This is a genomic window from Paenibacillus sp. ATY16, assembly GCF_003399985.2.
Classification (GTDB): domain Bacteria; phylum Bacillota; class Bacilli; order Paenibacillales; family Paenibacillaceae; genus Pristimantibacillus; species Pristimantibacillus glycanilyticus.
Genome location: NZ_NMOK02000037.1, coordinates 375,899 through 393,706, shown reverse-complemented (window position 1 = coordinate 393,706; position 17,808 = coordinate 375,899). Strand labels below are relative to the sequence as shown.

Below are 17,808 nucleotides of genomic sequence, written 5' to 3'. Positions count from 1 at the left end.
TTTATCTCCCTTCCCCTAGCGTATCGTGCTATGGTTCTGATAGGCTAGACCAACCCTTTTTCTATGAAACGCTCCTCCGAGTTCAAGATGGTCCAACATGCAGGTTACGACATCATCATAGGTTACATCGAGCTCTTGAAGCCGGCTGAACAAGTGACCGGCTATATCTGCCTCGGAATATTCCTTGATCGTCTCCGGCATCGGAATGGGCAAAGCATCCGTTGTAACATGCAGATGAGCCTGTGCCGGCAGCTCGTTTGAATCGATCATTGTACCCGGACACATGATGGACCAGTCAAGCATCGTCTGCTGCAGCCTTTCGAGATTCCGGTTGTGATTCCTATACTCGGGCGGAAAGCCGGGTAAATGGTTGCCGATAAGGTCCGTATTCGGAATATCCAGCAGGCCGGCTCCTCCCATCATCCATACCCGTCCGGAGAAGCTGGATTGCAATTCGCATTGGCTGATAATGTTATCGACCATACGAATAAACTCTTCTCCCTGACCCGCATGGCCGGCTGCAAGAATAGCGGCGTCTTGATGCGCGAGCGCCTCACCGACACTCGCCGGGTCCAAAATATCGTCTGCGATCACCTTCACATGCTTTGCGTAATGCTCGCCTAGCTGCTCATAAAGCTTTTCGGCATTTCGCACGAATGCGGTCATCTCATGCCCCCTTTTTAGCCCCTGTACCAACACTCTTTTTCCCGTATTGCCCGTCGCTCCAAAAACAATCATTTTCATTGTTGATTCCTCCTCTTGAATAAACCCTAATATTGGTTAATTCAAGCTTAGCACCGCTTCAAAATGCTGTTAAGAACCCACTTTAAAGTAGGGTACTAACTTAAAAGTAAGTATCAGGATTAAAGCCGCGGGAAGACAAAAAAAGCTGCCCGGGATGTGGCAGCCTGTTGTTTGAACCAGCTCTATGACGCTGACTCTTCATATTTCCGCTTATTATGATTTTCTCCCCAAGCACACATCGCTTCCGCTACGGGAATCAAGGTTTTGCCATACTCGCTTAGCGAATATTCTACCCTTGGAGGGACGTCGGGATAGACCGTTCTGTCGACGATGCCTTCTCGTTCCAAATCACGGAGATGCTGCGAGAGCATTTTTTGGGATACATCGGGTATTAGCTTTTCCAGGTCGTTGAATCTCTTCTTGGATTCCATCAGATGCCATAAAATCAGAGGCTTCCATTTGCCGCTTAAAACATGAAGGAGCGTCTCGACCGGACATTCACGCTGATGAATCATTGGACGAATCATCTCCTTACTTTTAAGTAAGTGCATTTCCTAAAAATTAACATAACACACGATAGCTCTACAATCCAGTCTGTCATTTAAACGCAAAGAATCTGCCGATGTGTATTTAACCGGCAGATTACAATCAATTATTGCGATTGGGGTTTCTACTTACTGGTCCGTGGTTTTACTTAAATCCGGCTTAAGCAGCGGCAGGCCGGTAGAAGCGAATACTCCCAGCAAGACCAAAGCCCCTCCCCACAGCTGGACGTGTCGGATCGGATCACCGATAATCCAATGACCTGCCATGAGCGAGATAAATGGAGGTAGATTCATAAATATTGCCGCTGTTCCCGGTCCAGCCTCCGCCACTCCCTTTGTCCACCAAATGCCGGATACGGCTGTAATAAAGGCAAGCAGAATCAATAGAATCCAAGGCATCGATTGGTTTGAAGCTATCCATCTTCCCGCATACGCCTCGCTCCCCGCAATAGGAGCCATCATAAGCATGCCGATACCAACGGAATTTAGGTTCATGATGCGCAACGACATCTTTTTCGCCAGAACAGGCGTGAACATCATGCTGGCGGTCATGCCTAACATTGCAAAAAATAATAGCCCGTCTCCGGCGGTAAGCCGTAAACCGTTATCCCCGATACCAACAATGATCGCAACCCCGGCAAAGCCGATGATTCCTCCGATCAGCTTCATGGTAGTCAGGTGTGTCTTCAGCGTTAGTCTCTCGAGGAAAATAGCAGCTAGCGGAGCCGCAGCATAGATCAAAGAAGCATTTGCAGCCGTGGACAAACGAAGTCCCTCAAAATAGAGCGGCTGTTGAATCAATGTTCCGAATGCGGAAGACATCAGCAGGAGCAACCATGTCTGATGAGAAAGTCTCGTTGTTTCTTTTTTTCGCTAGAGCAAAATCACGATCCAAGCCCAAGTTAGCGCCATTCGAAGGAAAGACAGCCCCATCGGTGAGAAGGATTGAAGCAGATGGGCACTAATTACGTAGCTGAACCCCCACGAAATGGACGTGCCAAGCAATGCCAGTACTGCCGATTGACGCCCACTCCTCATCATTATGCCATCCCTCGCAATAAACGGTTACGAATTGGTCTTGCCAATGTTTCCGTAAGCAAGACGATCTTCTCCCCGTAGAACCCATTTCTCGCCATCGATGATAATCGCATCAACAACCTCATTATAGAAGCTGTACCTGCCGGAAATTTCATGCACCTCGGGCAGCGGATTTTCGTATTGCCAGACAACGTCCTTGTATACTTTGTCGCCGACGCTTACTGTATGGTAGGTGGCGAGACCTTTATATGGACATCTTGTGATCGTCTCTGACGGAATAAGATAGTTGAAGTCGATGTCCTCCTTAGGCAAATAATAGCGAGGCGTCAATCCTGTCTCTAAGAGAATGACCGGATTACGGCTATCCGCAATCACCTGGCCGCCTAGCAGTACTTGCACATGGCGAGAACTCGGTAAGGCATCAATGCGCGTATATGGATCCCGAGCGTGGACGAATATCTCTTCTTCTTCCTCAAACCAGGCATCGGCCTTCTTCCAAACAAATGCGATATAATCGGCGAGCAGCGCGCTTTTCGTTGTTGGTGTCGAATACGTCCAGGCAGCCCGTTCAATGAAGCCATTACCCGTATCGACATGCAAATACGTCGCTTCTCCTTTATTAGGGTCCAATTCGCGATGCGGAGATTCTAGCAGAAGATCCGTTCGCACGTCTGCTTTCGGAAAATAGTAGACCGGCAGCTTGCCGGTTTCCGTTACGACTAGTGCACGCTTGCTATCGGCGACGAAAACATTGCCGAACTTCACGCGGATCCAGCGGGGGCTCCGCTCCGCCCGAATTTGCCAATCTTCGCCTCCGATATCCCGAAGCGACCATTGCGGATCAAAATGTACCATTATTTCACATCCCCTTTATATACTAGTAGCGAATGCCTCTCTTGCCGCTTCAAGCATTTCTCCGTTTTTAATCATAACGTAGGCGGTTTCTATATCTTTGCTGATGTTGCGGTCTTCCGCGAGAAACGATACCTGTTCCCGAAGAGCTGCATGAATCGCGCGTGTCCCCCTGCCAAGCACAGAATTACCGGAGGCGGCATTGCGCAGATCAACCGCCTGCGCGGCATGCAGCACCTCGATGCTGATAATCCAGCGCAGCCGGTCGAGGATCTCCCGCGTCTTTGCCACGACGAAAGGCGAATTGGCCGCGTGATCTTCGATTTCGCCTGCAAGCGCAAAATAATCGGCAGATGCCGGATTGGATAAATGTCGGATTTCCGCGTCGAGGGATGTTGCGGTTTTTTGCGCGGTGCAATAGCCGATTGAGGAATCTTCGTTTGGTGTCAGAAACCGACTCAAGCCGGTAAAGGAAGGCGTACCGAGCTTGATGATCCGATAACACGCGGCCCGTGACACATGATGCAGGGCACTGCCAAGCATCTCGAAGCCAAGCGTCCATGAGACCGCTTCGAAATTCGCGCAGGAGATGATACGACCCTCGTCCACCAGCACGCATGGATTATCATCAGAGCCGTTTAACTGGATTTCCAGTTGCTCGGCTGTGTAGCCAAGAGCATCGTATGCCGCGCCATGAATGTGGCAAGCATCGCGGAAGCTCAGCGGATCCTGCAGCGATTCTGGATTATAATGCTGCCATATATCGCTGTCTTGTAGAGCCGATCGCACGCCGGCGACGCTTCGCAGCTGACCTGGATACGGTCTGACGCGATGAACTCCCTCCTCAAGAGGACTGACGTTACCGCTCAACCCCTCTAGCGACAAGGCATATACGATATCCGCCAGCTCCAACAATTCACCGATTTCGTGTAAAACGAGAGCCCCCGTTCCAGCCGCGTGCGCATTGGAGCTGACGATAGCGAGCCCGTCCCTCGGCCCGAGTGTAAGCGGCGTCAATCCTGCAGCAGACAACGCCTCCAACGCGGGAAGTCGGCGGCCTTCGTAATCGGCCTCCCCTTCCCCTATGAATGCAAGCCCGATATGGGAAAGTGTTGTAATATCAGCTGCACCAACGGATCCGCGCAACGGGAGTACCGGATGGACGCGTCGATTCAGGCATTCGGCATACCTCAGAACGATGGATGGATCCGCGCCGGAGCAACCAACCAATAACGTATTCAATCTAGCGAGCAGAACAGCCCGGACCTCGGGCTCAGATGCATAGGGCCCGATTCCCGCGGAATGGGAGCGAATCAGATTGCGGTTAAAGCGTTCGAAGAAAACCGCTTCAATGGTTTTATCTTTGTTCCAGCCCACGCCTCGGTTCAACCCGTACACCGGGACGTCCCGATCGGCTAATTCAAAGATTAGCCGGCGCGCCGCGTTCACTCGTTCCCAAGCCGGCGCGGCGATTTCGATCTTCCTCCCGCCGTATGCAACCTCATATACGTCTGCTATCGAAAGGCTGCTGCCATCCAGGCGCAGTATGTCAGACATGCGCCTTCACCGTTTCCGGGAATGCATGGCGGTACAGCTCGATACCGAGCGCAAGTTCTACCTCTGGATAGACGCTAGGGTCTTTGACACTGGAGCTTAGCGGAATAAGAGACTTGTCGATAACGAAGACGCCGATATCCTGACCTTCTTCGATATGGCCGACGCTGACAGGTCTGCCGGTCTCCAGTGAGAAGGTTGTGATGACATCGGGGAACGTGCTCTTACGAATCCCTTGGTTGTCGACGACTGCCATATATTCGTTCATGACATGCAGCGTCAATCCGCCTTCACCCTGCACGTCGATCTCGATCGTGCCGATATCGAACGCGCCTGAATAGCGAACGTTCTTCCGCGATACCTTACCTCGGTCAATGAACAAACCACCCGTATGCGTTTCAATCGCCTTCAGGATGCCTTCGGCGTCCGCGCCGCTCGCCTCAGCTTGCAGAATTGTGCGGCCCAATTCGATTGCAATGGAAATACCTCCTACGGCCGCGTGTTCCTTAATATAGCTAGCCGGCAACGGATGGCGGGCCGCGGCGATGAACCCGCCTGCCATATCAGCTGCCGTGCGCAGAATATTGGAGGTTTTAGCCGGGGTTCCGGTCGTCACTAGCTCGATATATGTCCCGCTATCCGGCTTACCGCCAGCTACGGCTTGAATCGTCTCGAAATCGATGCGGGACGCAAGTCCGAGGGAACCCATTTTGCCCGTAGGATGGGCACGGATGTCACCGGTCGCGTCAACAACGACGAGTCCGAGCGCCGCCGCGGGGAGCCACCCGTTAATGCTGCTGGACATGCCGTTTTGCGGCGTCATGACGCCGACGATTTTGCCTTCGTAACGCTCCTGAACCAGTTGAACGGCTTTAATATAATCCTTTCCGAGCATCTGCCAATCCGTGCCTGCCGGCGCGCCGATTGCCGTACAGGTCAGAACAATGGCATCCTCCGGCAGTTCGTCGACCGATACTAGCTTAGGCCTGCCAAGCGCGACAGCAGCTCCGCCAATTTCAAGACCATGATCCACCCAACCTCCGCCGCCGGAGGCGAAGACGGATCCGCCTCTTACCGCGGCGACGACATCTTCATGTGTTAATTCACGCATTAGGATTACCTCCATATTGCTCCGTCGCGATGCGACGGATGCCTTTGTTTTGAATTTCGTCATGGGATTCCGTGTAGCCGGCGTCCGCGTATCGAAGGACCCCAAGAGTTGTATCGTTGGTCAACGAGGTGCGAAGACGCTCGTCCGCGAATTCGGAACCGTCGGCGACGACCGTAATGCCCGCACTCGTCATATAACCAGCGTATCCTCCGCCGCCGGAATGAATCGCGACCAGATCTGCCATGGATGAGCAGCTCATCATGGCATTTAGCAGCGGCCAATCCGCGATTGCGTCACTGCCGTCTTTCATTCGTTCCGTCATAATATTGGGATGCGCCATCGCCCCGGCGTCCAAATGGTCACGCGAGAAAGCGACGGGACCCGATAGCTTGCCTTCCCGAACCATCGTATTTACCGCGAGGGCAAGCTTCGTCCGGTCCCCGTGGCCGAACCAACCGATGCGGGCGGGTAATCCTTCAACCGGAACATGGACTTTCGCCAGCCGGATCCAGTTTGCGACGATTTCGTTGTCGCCAAAGGCTTGAAGAATATAATCATCGATTTTTGCGATATCGCCCTGATCACCGCTTAATGCAATCCAACGGAAAGGCCCGATCGCTCGCGCGAACAACGGGCGCAGGAACGCTTCCGTGAAAATATCGATGTCAAAGGCATTTTCGACGCCGTACAGCTTCGCTTGGGTACGAATGTTGTTGCCGTTATCGAAAACAATGGCCCCCCGTTCCTTAAAACCGAGCAATGCGCGGACTTCGGCGGCAATGGAACGGCCCGCGTCGTCCTTCAGCCTGTCGGGATTCTCAGCCCGAACCGCCACCACCCGCTCTGGTGTATAACCGCTCGGGATATATCCGTAAAGCAAATCATGCGCTGAGGTCTGATCCGTCGCAATATCCGGCACAATGCCTCTGCGAAGCAGTTCCGGATAAACGTCAGCGGCATTGCCAAGCAAGCCGACCGACAGACTTTCGCGGGTCGTTACCGCTTCGCCAATCCAGCGAAGCGCTTCGTCCAGATCTGACGTTTTGCGCTGCAAATAGCCGCTCGCAAGGCGTTTGTCGATACGCGCTACGTCCGCTTCCACGCATAAAATGGCGGCTTCGGCCATCGTTCCGGCTAGCGGCTGAGCACCGCCCATGCCTCCAAGTCCCGCCGTCAAGATAAACTTGCCGCGCAAGCTGCCTCCGAAATGCAATCTGGCAATACTTTGAAAAATTTCGTAGGTGCCCTGAATGACTCCTTGCGAGCCGATGTACTGCCAGGCAGCCGCGGTAAGGCCACCCCAGACGATTAAGCCTTTCTCCTGTAAATCATAAAAATGCTCGCTTGTCGCCCAGCGGCCGACAAGGTTGCAGTTGGCCATGATGACGAGAGGTGCCCGTTTCTGGGTGCGAAATATGCCGATTGGTTTGCCGGATTGTATGACGAGCGTTTCTCCCTCCTCCAACTGTTTCAACGTATCCACAATCGCATGATAAGCAGGCCAGTCGCGGGCCGCTTTGCCAAGCGAAGCATAAACGATCAGCTCCTTCTGGTTCTCCCCGTTCTCCAGCACGTTTTCAAGCATGCGCAGCAGTGCCTCTTGCCGCCACCCTTTGCAGCGCAGTTTACTCCCCCGCGCAGCTTCGATTCGATTCTCGTTTGCATGTACCGTCATTGGGGATTCACCTCTTTGTTTGAGATTGGACGTTGGCGTATCGACTTTCGGGTCGCTTCAGCCCGAGATGATCACGAAGTGTCGCGCCGGTATAGTCCAGTCGGTACAGACCTCGCCGCTGAAGCTCAGGCACGACCAGATCGACGAAATCATCCAAGCCGCCTGGCAGGTGCGGGAACATGACGTTAAAGCCGTCAGCTGCCCCGGCAAGGAACCAGGCTTCAAGCTGATCCGCGATCTGTGTAGGCGTGCCTGCTATGCCGCGGGAGTTAACCCGTTTATACAACTGGCGAATTGTCAGAGCTTCGCGTTCCAGCAGCTGCAGGATACGTGTCAAATTACTCTTGCTTTGATTAAAGCCTTCCAATTGGGGGACGTACGGGAGCGGTTCGTCCAGTGGATAATTGGAGATATCGCGGCCTAAATAATGCGAGAGAAGATCCAAGCCAAGACGCTCCGGCGTCAACTCATTTACGGCATCCAGTCTTTCTTTTGCTTCTTCTTCCGTTCTGCCGATAATCGGCAGCACGCCAGGTAAAATCTTTAGATCATCCCGTGAACGTCCGTATTTAGTCATGCGGTCCTTGATGTCGTCATACAGTGCTTTTCCGTCTTCGACCGTGCCGAACAGCCCAAAGGCGGAGCCCGGCGCAAAGACGACCTCAGCCGAAGCGGCTGCCAATTCTTTACCTGCCTCCGACGCGCCGGCTTGAATGAGAACCGGATAACCCTGCGGCGGCCGCGAAACATTCAAGGGACCGCGTACTGCAAAATTCTCTGATTTATGATGAAGCGTATGCAGTTTGGACGGATCGGCAAAGTTGCCTCCTGCCTTGTCGAACAGAAGCGCATCGTCGTCCCAGCTGTCCCATAGCCCTTGGGTGACGTCCACAAACTCCCTGGCACGACCGTAACGGTCTTTATGCTGCGGATGCTGTTCTAACCCGAAATTACGTGCTTCTTCGTCAGTTTGGGATGTGACGATATTCCATCCCGCACGGCCTCCGCTCAAGTGGTCCAGCGTAGCCAGTTTTCGTGCAATATGGTAAGGCTCGTTGTAGGTCGTCGACACCGTTGCAGCTAGCCCGATCCGACTTGTGACGGCCGCCAGCGCCGAGAGCAGCGTAAACGGTTCCGGGCGAATGCTGTTCGATTGCGCAACACCGGATTCGAAGCGATCCCACACGTATAACTCATCCGCGTAAAAGAACATGTCGAACTTGCCGCGTTCCGCCGTTTGAGCGATGTGCTTATAATAATTGAAATCCATCAGGCCGGCGGCGTCCGATTCCGGATGCCGCCAGCTGGAGATATGCTCGCCTGCCGGAAAATACATCATGGCACCAAGCGCCATTTGTCGTTGTTTCTTGCTCATGCTTTCTGCCCCCCTTTTATTTTTTGAGCAAACCTTCGCTCTGCAGCCATTCCTTCGCTACATCATTTGCTGGACGCTTCTTCAGTTCCACTTCACCGTTCAGTTTCTGCATCTCGGCATCGTCGATGGTGCCGGCAAGTTTATTAATAATGCCCTTCAACTCGGGATGCTTCTCCAAAGTCGCTTCGCGAATGACCGGAATGGCGTAATACGGCACGAAAACGTGCTTATCGTCATCGAGTACGATAAAGTCTGCGGTAGGAATCTTGCTGTCTGTCGTATAAACGTCCGTAACGTCGATAATTCCTTGCTCAATCGCCTTATAACCAAGGGCATTATTTTGAATCGTTTTGATCTCTTTGAATTTTAGATCGTATACCTTCTCTAAAAGCGGCCAAGTATCTTCGCGCTTCAAAAATTCCTGGCTCGTGCCGAAGACGATTTCACCCGCGTGCGCCGCCAGTTCCGAAGTGGTTTTGATGTTCAGCTTATTTGCGACCTCTTTGCGCAGTACGAGAGCATACGTATCGTTAAAGCCAATTTGGTCCAGCACGTTAATGTGGTTCTTCTCTTTAAGCTGCTGCTTGACGACGTCGTAGGCTTTCTGCGGATCATATTCGGGCTTGGCCTTCAAGATATTCAGCAGCGCCGTGCCGGTATATTCAACATAGGTATCGACGTCACCCGCATCAATCGCTTTCCACAGCAGGTTATTGTCTAGCGTCGTCACGTTTGTTTTCAGCTTCGTATTATCCTCGATCAGCAGCTTAATCGCGTTGGCCATAATATCGGATTCCGCGAAGCCTTTGGTTGCGATGGTGATCGTATCCTCCGCCGAAGACGAGGCGGACTCCGATTTCCCGCAACCCGCTGTTCCTAAAAGCACAAGGAATGCCAGCCCTCCAGTGAATGCCACCTTACGCCAATATCTGCCATGCACGCTCACTCTCATGTTCCCCATTTCATATCTCCTCTCGACTTTTCCTTATTGTTTGGTATAGTGACGCAAGCCCTTCGGCGTTAAAACCCGGTTCAATCCCAACAGCAGGACATTAACCACGATGACGAGCAGCGATACCGGTATAGCTCCCTCCATGATGGTAGTCGTATTAATCATGGAAATACCCCGCGTAATGATATCGCCAAGTCCGCCGGCGGCGATGTACGTGGCGATGGTCGCCAAACTAATCGTTTGCACGGCCACGAGCCGGACCCCCGCCATGATAACGCTGCGCGCTATAGGCAGTTGAACCATCCATAAAATTTGCCATCTCGTCATCCCCATTCCCGTTCCCGCCTCTATAAGCGCGGGATTAACTCCGCCGATGCCAACGTATGTATTTTGCAAAATGGGCAGAAGCGAATATAACGTCAACGCGATAATCGCCGGTTTCGTTCCGATGCCAACAAACGGGATCATGAAACCGAACAGTGCCAGACTTGGGATTGTCTGAATAACCGAGACAACCGTAATGACGCCGTTTGCCAATCTGCGATAGGCGGTCAATGTAATACCGGCTGGAATGGCGATAAGGCACGCAATAAGTACCGATAGGAACGATAGCCGAAAATGTTCGCCGGTTTTCTGCACGATGAGCGGCCAATCGGCTTGCAAGGTGTTCCACACTTGATCCATAAGCGGATTACTCCTTTCAAGTAATTAAATGCTGTATTCACCATACCGTTCAGTACCCAGAAATTCGCGGACGAAATGTCCGGCTGGCTGATCTAGGAGTTGGGCAGGCGTCCCCATTTGGATGATGCTTCCTTCACGGAGAAGTACGACCAAATCAGCAATTTTCAGTGCCTCGTCAATATCGTGTGTCACGAATATGATTGTTTTCTGAACTCGTTCGTTCAGCTTGATCAATTCTTTTTGCAGTTGTACGCGACTGATTGGATCGAGTGCACTGAAAGGCTCATCCATAAGAATAATGGAGGGGTCGGCGGCGAGGGCACGTGCGACTCCTACGCGCTGCTGCTGCCCGCCGCTTAGTTCATGCGGATACCGGCCTCGAAATCGCATAGGATCAAGTCCGATCAGTTCAAGCAGTTCATCCGCACGCGCATTGTAACGCTGTCTCTTCTCCCCCTTTAGCCGTGGCACGATTGAAATATTCTCAGCGATCGTCATGTGCGGAAACAATCCGATTTGTTGAATGACATACCCGATTTTTCGCCGCAGCGTGACCGGGTCTAGCTGCGAGACTTCTTCCCCTTCGACGAATACGCTGCCTGATTCCGGCTCGATCAACCGGTTGATCATCTTAAGTAGCGTCGTCTTCCCGCAGCCTGACGGACCGATGATCGTAACAATTTTTCCAGCCGGTATAATGAGATTGAATCCGTCCAGCACATTGCCCGAACCGTAGTTTTTCGTCACTTTCCTGAATTCCACCGCGGTACCGTTGTTCATGGCGTTCTCCCTTCCGTAAAACATATTAGACTTATATTTTTAGTCAGATTTATAGATGAAAAATGAGTCCTTTTCCCTCCTTTTTGAAGTGTCCGATACAGACTATCGGAATTCTTCCGCTCCCGGTAAACAAAAAAGGTCTCATTTTCCCTTCCGGGAAAATGAGACCTCCTATCGCCAGGTGAGCCCCTTAATTATTACAATGTGATAAACACATATTATAATTTAATATTATTATGGAATCATGGTCCTGTCAATGAAATATTTTCTAGTAAACTTGTCGGAATTATAAGCTATCCATTCCCTAGCCTACGCGACAACCGCTCGGATGCATCAAGCAAATATCCTGCCATCTCCTTGTCGTATTCGGCATTGCTGCGAAAATTCGGACCCGCTATGGAAATACTCGCAACGATGAGCCCATGCGCATCGAAAATCGGGGCTGCCATAGCGAAAATATCGGGATCGACTTCGCCGTGCGTGATGCAGTAACCGTTGTTTTTGATAATCTCAAGATCCTCGGCAAGCTTTGACCGTTCCGACTCGGATCCAAGCGTGTCAAATACACGATCGATCGTCCGTTCGTTTTCATAAGCGAGTATACATTTTCCCGACGCGCCGGAAGCTAGCGGCAGCACGCGGCCATTTTCCACGGCGAATTGCAGAAGTCCTTGGCTCCTGACGTTTTGAATACATACGCAGTTCAGTCCTGTCCGTACGAACAATACGGATGTTTCTTGGGTTTGCGCAGTCAATTCCTCCATGATTGGGAAAGCGAGCGGCAGTAACTCGCGGTGCATCTGATGGCTGAGACTCCTTGCCAAGTCTAAGATCCTTAAGCCAAGGCCAACTTGGCTCTTCCCGCGCCGCTCTACGATGCCGTTCTGTTCAAGCGTTTGTAAAAAGCGGTAGGTTGTGCTCTCCGGTATGGATACTTTCTCGGCAATCTCGCTTACCGTCAGCGTATCGTTCGCTTCCGATAATGCAAACAAAATATCAAGCGCCCTATTTAATGTTTGTGTTCCGTTCATGATGCCCCCCCTTGTACAAGTACGTGTACAAATATATTACATGGCCTCAAAATAAAAAAAAGACTTCCTGCAATCAGGTCAGTCCCGTTATTTGACTCTTGCTTTAAGCGAGCACCGGTTTAATTTCGTTCGCGTTAAAAAAATCAAGCGCCGAAAGATGCCAAGTTAAATCGCCGTCCCGTTCGCCGTCAACATACGTTTCAACGCGTTCACTATAGAAGGACAGGAGCCCTTTGATTTTCGGAATTTCGGGAATCGGGTTCTCGTAACCCCATACGATATTCTCATGCGTTTGACCGTCGATATTCGCAGTCCAATAAGAAGCTTCGCCTTTGTATGGGCAACGTGTCCGATGTTCCGTTGCCGTAAGCAAATCCTGTCGGACATCTTCCGCCGGCAAATAATAACGCACCGGAAGGCCGGTCTCAAATACGATGACAGGACGCTGGCTCTCCGCTACTGTAATGCCGTCGATTACGACGCGAATATGGCGGGAGCTTTGCAAAGCATCCACGCGTTTGTATGGATCGCGAGGGTGCACGAAGATTTCTTCTTCTTCCTCAAACCAGGCGTCAACCTTGTTCCAATAGAACGATACATAACTTTTTATCGCTTCGGATGGAGCAATTGCCTCTTGATACCCCCAGACCGCATTTTCGGATACGCGGCCGTTGGCTTCGATCGTCCAGTACGACGCATCGCCTTTAAATGGGCAATAGGTCGTATGATCGGTTGCGACGAGCAAGTCAGTTCTTACGTCCTCGATCGGGAAATAATAGACGGGCAAATGACCGCGTTCATGCAGCGTCAGTACCCGTTTGCTGTCGGCAATCGTTTCTCCGGCAAACTTTACGCGAACCCTTCTCGGATTGACGTCGATTTTGATAACCTTCTTCGTATTCGTGCTCATGCTTTAAGCCTCCTTTAAAATATCATATATAAGTAATTTATTATCACAATGAGATAATAACATGGAATATTCAGGAGTACAATCATATTCCTACTATTTTTATCGAAATTGTTATTTAAATAAAAACAGCCGGTCAAATTGACCGGCTGCAACGAACGTTCAAGGTTTTTCTTTCAGGGACCCTGTTACACCTTATTCCTTCACCATACGGTTCGTAATGCTGCCGAGTTTCTCGATGGAGATCGTGACCATGTCCCCCTCCTTCAAATAAACTTGCTTCTCCGGCGGGTAACCAAGCACGACGCCTTCCGGCGTTCCTGTAAGAATGATGTCTCCCGGCAATAGCGTCATATGCTGGGAAACGTAGTTTACAATCTCTCCGCAATGGAAGATCATATCGGACGTGTTGGAGTTTTGGCGAATTTCTCCGTTTACGGTCGTTTGGATCGCCAGGTTGTTTGGGTCGCCTACTTCATCCGCCGTGACCAAGTAAGGACCAAGCGGCGAGAAGCCATCGCATGATTTGCCGAGCAGCCATTGTTGGCTTCTCATCTGCAGGTCGCGCGCGGAAATATCGTTGACGCAGCAATAACCGAATACATGGTCCAGCGCATTTTCCTCGGAAAGATACTTTGCTTGCTTACCGATGACGACAGCGAGCTCGGCCTCGTAATCCACTTTGCTCGATACTCGCGGGAGCGGTACATCGTGTCCGTGCCCCGTCAGCGTGTTGTTGAACTTGTTAAACAAAATCGGATATTCCGGAATCGCCGCATTTGTCTCCTCCGCGTGGCGGCGGTAATTGAGTCCGATACAGATGATTTTTTGCGGGTTCGTGACGCAAGGACCGTAGTTAAGCGAATCCTCTTCGAGCCAATAGGAGCTCGCGCGAGCGGCGGAAGAGGCTTTTTCCGCAAGCCTGCTGAGCGCTTCGACAGCCGGCTTTCCTTCGGCAATGACGGAATGAACATCCGTTGGCACCTTGCCGGCCATATCGAGTTCCCGTGCAGAGGAAGCGACGTCGAGTACGCCTAGGTCCGTTTTAATTCCAAGTTTATATTCGCCGTTCTCTTTAAAGGTTAATAGTTTCATAAGTTCCTCCTAAGCATTTTTTCCGAATACGACGCCTCCGTCGATATATAAGGGGGATCCCATCATGAATTTAGACTCATCCGACGCGAGGAATACGGCGGCTTGCGCAACGTCTTCCGGCCTGCCCAAGTCACCGCTCAGCTGGCGTTTGCGCAGAGATTCGTAGGCTATATGGGGATCGTCATACGATCTTGCTAGAAAATCTTCAACAAACGGCGTTAGTATCGTTCCTGGCAGCAAGGCGTTTACGCGTATGTTGTAAGGGGCGTAATCGACTTGCATCGATTTGGTAAGGGCCAGCACGGCGCCCTTGGACGCCGAATAAGAGGCGCGGCGAGCAAGTCCAATCTCCGCAATGCAAGACGACATATTGATGATATTACCGGTCTTACGCTCCATCATGCCGGGAAGGACGTATTTGCTCATTAGAAAAACGCCGCGTACATTGACTTCAATTACCTTGTCCCATTGCTCCGGCTCGGTCTCGTGGATGGCGCCGACACCGCTGATTCCCGCATTATTGAAGAGCACGTCGATACGGCCGTATTTCTCATGCGATTGTTTTACAAGCTCTTGCACGGACTGCGGATCGGCGACGTTCGCTTGAATGAATGTCGCCTTGCCTCCTTTGTCACGGATCTGCTGCACGGTTTCTTCTCCGTTAACGGCATCAAGGTCGTTCACGATAACAAAGGCGCCTTCCTCGCCGAAACGAAGCGCCGTACTTCTGCCAATTCCCGATCCCGACCCGGTGATCAAAGTGACTTTATCGATTAATCTCATGGGGTGCCTCCGATCTTATTGTTAACGAATACGATATTCGTCGAAGTATCGAGGTAAGATGGTCGTTGAAGCACCCGGCATTTGGGGCAGCACGTAATGTCCGTCCTTCACCGTTGCGGGCTCTTCGAAAATATGCCGGATCCACGGAATATACTCGAGCATAATGGCACTTGGCGTCGAGGCGACGAGGTGCTGGTGAATTTGGCCCATATCGCCTACGTGAGGACAAATCGGCACGTCATAGGCTGCAGCCAAACCGGCTACCTGAAGCCATTCGGTAATACCCGCGACGCGGGTTACGTCCACTTGGCAATACTCTAACGCGCCATTGTGGATATAATCCCGGAAGGCATACTTGTTGTACACGTGCTCGCCTAAAGCAATCGGTACGTTAAGTTCGTCAGCAAGCTTTTTATGTCCCATAATATCGTCCGGATTGAGCGGTTCCTCCAGCCAGTACAGATCGAATTCCTCCAGCTTTTTGCCCCAAGTCATCGCCGTATTGATGTTCCATTGCTGGTTGACGTCGATCATGAAGATCACATCGTCGCCGATCGCTTTGCGCACTGCCTTGCAGCGGTCATAATCTTCGCGGGGATCCGGCTTGCCAACCTTGATTTTAACGCCCGTAAAGCCCGATTCGACAATCTCCGTTACGTCTTTAAGCAACCGTTCCTTTGACCAATTAAGCCAGCCGCCGTTGGTGTTATAGGCTTTGATAGGTTTGGATTTCGCCCCGCCGAGGTACTGCCATAATGGCTTGTTTGATGCCTTCGACATGATGTCCCAGAGCGCGATATCCACCGCTGCCAAAGCCATGTGAGTCACGCCCGAGCGTCCGATCCAATGCATTTTCCCGAAGCGCATCTCATTCCACAACTCTTTCACCATAAACGGATCTTTAGCGACGAGAAGCGGAGCGTAGTATTTGTCGATCGTATCGACGATCATATCGTCGCCGTGCGCGCAAGTACCCGTGTAACCGTATCCAATAAATCCTTCATCCGTATGAATCCGAACGCCGGATAATCCCCAGTGCGTGGCTACGTTAATGGCATCGGTAATCGGGGGTGTAATCGGGACATGCAGAACAAAGCTTTCTACTTTTGTGATTTTCATCTTCACAAGCTCCCTCGTATGTATATTATGGTTATCTATTAATAACCAAGCGAAGCGCCGCCGTCGACGGGAAGAGTAACGCCCGTCACGAAACCGGATGCATCGCTGGCCAAAAAAAGTGCGGTCTGAGCTACTTCTTCCGAAGTCGCGGGTCTGCCCAAAGGATGCATGGCGTTCAAGTTCCGGACGGTTTGAACCGGATCAGCCTGTTGGCTGATCCATTGCTCCAGCAATGGCGTCGTAACGCCCGCGGGACAAATGCTGTTAACGCGAATGCCGTAGGGGGCGTAATCCAGTGCCAAAGCCTTGGTCAGGGCGTTCATCCCGCCTTTGGTTGCGGCATAGACCGGATTCATTTTTTGTCCGATTAGACCATTCAGCGAAGACATATTGACGACGGATCCCCGCGTTTTTTTGAGTTCCGCGATGGAATGCTTGATCATCAGAAAGACGCTTTTCAGATTCACGTTGAAGATTCGATCCCATTCCTCCTCTTCAACCTCTTCCAAATATTTAGGCATGATGGCTGCTGCGTTGTTGACCACAATATCGATGCGCCCGAATTGAAGCACCGTCTCTTGCATAAGCCGCCGAACCTCTTCGTCCTTGGACACGTCGGTCTGAACGGCGATGACGCTTCCGCCATTGATCTGGATTTGTTCAATTAAACGTGCTGCATCGTTCGCTTTCCGGTCAGCTATAACCACGTTTGCACCTTCCGCTGCGAATAAGCGGACGATGGCTTCCCCGATGCCGGATGAACCTCCGGTGACAATAGCCGTTTTACCCGATAACTTCATCTTTAATCCTCCTTTATCATGTATCGTACATGATTCGAGACAAAAAAACTTATACAAAGAACGCACGCGTCCGTTTGTACGAGTTTTCCAGATGCTGCTTGAGTGCTTGTTCCGCTGACTGCTGATCCCTTACCGTCAGGAATTCAACGATCCGCATATGTTCTTCCCACTCGTCTTGAATGAGCTGAGCGTTCAAATCCTTTTGGTACAAGGCCAAATATCTTTGAATTTTCTCAATATAAGACTCGATCAAGCTTTTCAACGATTGGTTGCCGCAGTGATTCAAAATCAAGCCATGCAAGCTCTCATTCATCTGAGCAATAACCTGAATGCGCTGCTCGCCCGACGATAGATCGGAACGCGGGAACTCTTCCATCTCTCTTTGCAATTGTTCCAATTGGGAAGCCGGAATCGAATGAACAGCTTTGCGGATAGAGAGACACTCCAGCTCCATTCGGATTTCGAACATCTCGTCCAGCTCTTGCAGCGACATCTTGGCTACGAACATGCCTTTGAATGGCACCGTGTCCACCAAGCCCTCGGCTGCTAATCGGGACAGCGCTTCGCGAATCGGGATGTTGCTGACTTCGAGATTGCGGGCCAACTGATCGATATTGATTTTCTCGCCTGGCGCAATCTCGTGGTTTAGAATATGGCTTTTAAGCAGCGTATAGATTTCTTCCGTTAGTACGTAACGATTTAAATTTTTTTTCATCACATCATCGCCTTGCTGTTTCATATATCATACACGATTTATTCTAGC

18 protein-coding genes and 2 pseudogenes are annotated in these 17,808 nt (G+C 51.3%); all 20 read right to left on the bottom strand.

Annotated elements, in window-relative coordinates; all coding sequences use genetic code 11:
* Positions 1-15: 15 nt before the first annotated feature.
* The 20 genes and pseudogenes from CFI03_RS22120 to CFI03_RS22030 all read right to left on the bottom strand — a co-directional run bounded on the left by CFI03_RS22120 (position 16) and on the right by CFI03_RS22030 (position 17,760).
* Entirely contained in the window at positions 16-744 is a 729-nt protein-coding gene (locus CFI03_RS22120; protein WP_248759725.1) for an NAD(P)-dependent oxidoreductase, read from the bottom strand.
* A gap of 182 nt (positions 745-926) precedes the next feature.
* Positions 927-1,259: a winged helix-turn-helix transcriptional regulator gene (locus tag CFI03_RS22115; RefSeq protein WP_127496324.1), complete on the bottom strand. Its 333-nt coding sequence runs from the start codon at positions 1,257-1,259 to the stop codon at positions 927-929.
* Between the two features lie 159 nt (positions 1,260-1,418).
* The gene (locus CFI03_RS22110; RefSeq protein WP_349292494.1) at positions 1,419-1,937 is read right to left on the bottom strand and encodes an EamA family transporter; all 519 of its coding nucleotides are present in this window, start codon (positions 1,935-1,937) and stop codon (positions 1,419-1,421) included.
* Positions 1,920-2,135, bottom strand: a pseudogene (locus CFI03_RS31360) (EamA family transporter); the annotation flags it as partial. The gene CFI03_RS22110 and the pseudogene CFI03_RS31360, both read right to left, overlap by 18 nt.
* Before the next feature lie 27 nt (positions 2,136-2,162).
* Entirely contained in the window at positions 2,163-2,330 is a 168-nt protein-coding gene (locus CFI03_RS22105) for a hypothetical protein (protein WP_248759721.1), read from the bottom strand.
* 24 nt (positions 2,331-2,354) lie between these two features.
* Positions 2,355-3,182, bottom strand: coding sequence for a DUF427 domain-containing protein (locus tag CFI03_RS22100; RefSeq protein WP_248759719.1), 828 nt, complete (start codon positions 3,180-3,182; stop codon positions 2,355-2,357).
* A 15-nt stretch (positions 3,183-3,197) separates the two neighbouring features.
* Positions 3,198-4,736, bottom strand: a complete 1,539-nt coding sequence (locus CFI03_RS22095; protein ID WP_248759717.1) for an HAL/PAL/TAL family ammonia-lyase — start codon at positions 4,734-4,736, stop codon at positions 3,198-3,200.
* Positions 4,729-5,844, bottom strand: a complete 1,116-nt coding sequence (locus CFI03_RS22090) for a DUF917 domain-containing protein (RefSeq protein ID WP_248759715.1) — start codon at positions 5,842-5,844, stop codon at positions 4,729-4,731. The genes CFI03_RS22095 and CFI03_RS22090 overlap by 8 nt, the downstream gene beginning before the upstream one ends.
* Entirely contained in the window at positions 5,837-7,519 is a 1,683-nt protein-coding gene (locus tag CFI03_RS22085) for a urocanate hydratase (RefSeq protein ID WP_248759713.1), read from the bottom strand. The genes CFI03_RS22090 and CFI03_RS22085 overlap by 8 nt, the downstream gene beginning before the upstream one ends.
* A 7-nt stretch (positions 7,520-7,526) precedes the next feature.
* A complete protein-coding gene (locus tag CFI03_RS22080; RefSeq protein WP_248759705.1) occupies positions 7,527-8,894 on the bottom strand; it encodes an LLM class flavin-dependent oxidoreductase in 1,368 nt (455 codons plus the stop codon).
* 16 nt (positions 8,895-8,910) lie between these two features.
* A complete protein-coding gene (locus CFI03_RS22075; protein ID WP_248759703.1) occupies positions 8,911-9,855 on the bottom strand; it encodes an ABC transporter substrate-binding protein in 945 nt (314 codons plus the stop codon).
* Between the two features lie 24 nt (positions 9,856-9,879).
* Positions 9,880-10,530 (bottom strand): ABC transporter permease, encoded by a 651-nt coding sequence (locus tag CFI03_RS22070; RefSeq protein ID WP_248759700.1) that lies wholly within the window; start codon positions 10,528-10,530, stop codon positions 9,880-9,882.
* Between the two features lie 45 nt (positions 10,531-10,575).
* Positions 10,576-11,310: pseudogene (locus CFI03_RS22065) on the bottom strand (ABC transporter ATP-binding protein); the annotation flags it as partial.
* Between the two features lie 293 nt (positions 11,311-11,603).
* On the bottom strand, positions 11,604-12,341 hold the full coding sequence (locus CFI03_RS22060) for an IclR family transcriptional regulator (RefSeq protein ID WP_248759698.1): 738 nt from the start codon (positions 12,339-12,341) through the stop codon (positions 11,604-11,606).
* Positions 12,342-12,444: 103 nt separating this feature from the next.
* On the bottom strand, positions 12,445-13,251 hold the full coding sequence (locus CFI03_RS22055) for a DUF427 domain-containing protein (protein ID WP_248759696.1): 807 nt from the start codon (positions 13,249-13,251) through the stop codon (positions 12,445-12,447).
* A gap of 192 nt (positions 13,252-13,443) precedes the next feature.
* A complete protein-coding gene (locus CFI03_RS22050; protein WP_248759689.1) occupies positions 13,444-14,343 on the bottom strand; it encodes a fumarylacetoacetate hydrolase family protein in 900 nt (299 codons plus the stop codon).
* Positions 14,344-14,352: 9 nt separating this feature from the next.
* Positions 14,353-15,126 carry an SDR family NAD(P)-dependent oxidoreductase gene (locus tag CFI03_RS22045; RefSeq protein ID WP_248759687.1) on the bottom strand — a complete coding sequence of 258 codons (774 nt, stop codon included), beginning with the start codon at positions 15,124-15,126 and terminating at the stop codon, positions 14,353-14,355.
* Between the two features lie 21 nt (positions 15,127-15,147).
* The gene (locus CFI03_RS22040; RefSeq protein WP_248759685.1) at positions 15,148-16,245 is read right to left on the bottom strand and encodes a mandelate racemase/muconate lactonizing enzyme family protein; all 1,098 of its coding nucleotides are present in this window, start codon (positions 16,243-16,245) and stop codon (positions 15,148-15,150) included.
* A gap of 38 nt (positions 16,246-16,283) precedes the next feature.
* A complete protein-coding gene (locus CFI03_RS22035) occupies positions 16,284-17,045 on the bottom strand; it encodes an SDR family NAD(P)-dependent oxidoreductase (RefSeq protein ID WP_248759683.1) in 762 nt (253 codons plus the stop codon).
* Between the two features lie 49 nt (positions 17,046-17,094).
* Positions 17,095-17,760, bottom strand: a complete 666-nt coding sequence (locus CFI03_RS22030; RefSeq protein WP_127496319.1) for a GntR family transcriptional regulator — start codon at positions 17,758-17,760, stop codon at positions 17,095-17,097.
* Between the last annotated feature and the right edge of the window lie 48 nt (positions 17,761-17,808).